Source organism: Oleiphilus sp. HI0079 (assembly GCF_001635105.1).
This window is the reverse complement of sequence record NZ_LWFT01000969.1, coordinates 1-1,423: the sequence shown is the minus strand read 5'-3', so window position 1 is coordinate 1,423 and position 1,423 is coordinate 1. Positions and strand designations below refer to the sequence as shown.

Annotated in this window: 1 protein-coding gene and 1 pseudogene; both read right to left on the bottom strand. The window is 44.5% G+C overall.

Annotation, left to right across the window (positions count from 1 at the left end; genetic code table 11):
- Positions 1-752, bottom strand: a 752-nt coding sequence (locus A3750_RS17775; protein WP_197475123.1) for an ATP-binding protein, incomplete at its 3' end; no start/stop codon positions are given.
- A gap of 31 nt (positions 753-783) precedes the next feature.
- Positions 784-1,423: pseudogene (locus A3750_RS26330) on the bottom strand (hypothetical protein); the annotation flags it as partial.

Genomic DNA, 1,423 nt, shown 5'->3' with positions numbered 1-1,423 from the left:
CCATCTTCACGCTGTGTAGAGAAATAGAAAACTTGGTTGATCGTCGACTTATTTGTATTCAAATATTCGACAAATGCCTTTAAACCACCTTCATATTCAAATCGCTCTTCTTTACCAGAGCGCTCATCATGAAGAACAATACAGACCCCTGAGTTAAGAAACGCTAACTCTCGAATTCGCTTAGCAAGAAGATCATAGTGAAACTTAATGTTAGTGAACGTCTGTGGCGAAGGTTTAAAATGTACTTGTGTACCGCTGCTCTCGGTTGTACCGACAACTTTCAAACGCTCTTGAGGAACACCATCGTGATATACCTGTTCGTGTACTTCTCCGTTTCTTCTAATCGTTAGCTTTAGAAGACTAGACAACGCGTTAACAACCGATACACCTACACCATGCAGGCCACCTGAAACTTTATAAGTATTGTCATCGAACTTACCGCCAGCGTGGAGAACGGTCATAATTACTTCGGCGGCAGAAATCCCTTCTTCTTCATGGATGTCTGTTGGAATGCCGCGGCCATCATCAGAAACCGTGATAGATTCATCTTCATGAATTACAATCTTGATCTCGGAACAGTATCCGGCCAAAGCCTCATCAATCGAGTTATCTACAACTTCAAAGACCATGTGGTGTAAGCCTGTCCCATCGTCAGTATCACCGATGTACATGCCTGGTCTTTTCCTAACAGCGTCTAGACCTTTGAGGACTTTAATGCTTGAGGAGTCGTACGAATTAGGGGTATCACTCATTGTGTTTCCTGAGATATCTAAGTCTTTATAGTTAATGTATTAGCGGCGTTATCTTACCATGTTCCACGTGAAACATTCTTGTTTTGTGTGATAAATCTAGCTTGGAAATCAAGCGCTCATACAATGAATGATCGAGCCCGGTGGCAATTACACATGTCTCAAGCCCTTGCAATTGACCAAGCAAAACTTCCAAATTCGCTTCGTCTAACTCTGACGCGAGATCATCCAAAAGCAACATACAAGCTTTGTCTGTGGCACCATACAACACTTCAATCTGAGCCAGATGCAGCGCCAACACTAACAGTTTTTGCTGCCCCCTCGACAAACCTTCTTGGACAGGAAGACCATCGTAACTGAACTTCAAGTCTGCCCGATGAGCACCATAGTGCGTGGTGCGTCTTTTAATATCCTTGCCGCGACTAGCGATAAGAGAATCAAAAAGAGATTCACTGTTGGACCAACCCCGTGAATAGCTTACCTGAAGACGTTCCAGTACCTCTTCCCCAAATAAACGAGATGCCCTTAACCAAAAGGTCTCAATCACCCGCTCTATAATCGGCGCTCTGAGACAATGAATACGCTCGCCGAGCTCCGCCAACTGCTGATCCCAAACTGCAATTAGCTGCTCGTCAGGCCGACTTTGCTTCAACAGCGCTGCTCTCTGCTTTAAA